Below are 282 nucleotides of genomic sequence, written 5' to 3' on the forward strand. Positions count from 1 at the left end.
GTCATGGCCTGCTCGATCACCTCCTCCTCAAAGGGATCTAGATCGACCGGCTCGTAGGTCCACCTCACGTCCGCGTGCTTTTCCCAAAGCTTGATCGCGTGTCGATTGGCATGAGCATTGCCGCGTAGCCGAAAAGCTGCGGCCATGAATGCCGCAGACGGTTTGTGATAGGCGCCCGTGTAGTCAAAGCCGTTTTCAAAGGTGCCCTCCGGCGCCATGATGGCCATTTCGACCATATCCTCGTCGGCGCATTCGGCGATTGCTCGTTCGGCATAGACCTCA

The 282-nt window shown here is 57.8% G+C and carries 1 protein-coding gene; it reads right to left on the reverse strand.

Going from position 1 to position 282, the window contains the following annotated elements; genetic code table 11:
* Positions 1-282 (reverse strand): hypothetical protein (locus CQ12_RS45520; protein ID WP_057840174.1); only part of this gene is annotated, 282 nt, incomplete at both ends.

It is taken from the genome of Bradyrhizobium jicamae, assembly GCF_001440395.1.
Lineage (GTDB): Bacteria > Pseudomonadota > Alphaproteobacteria > Rhizobiales > Xanthobacteraceae > Bradyrhizobium > Bradyrhizobium jicamae.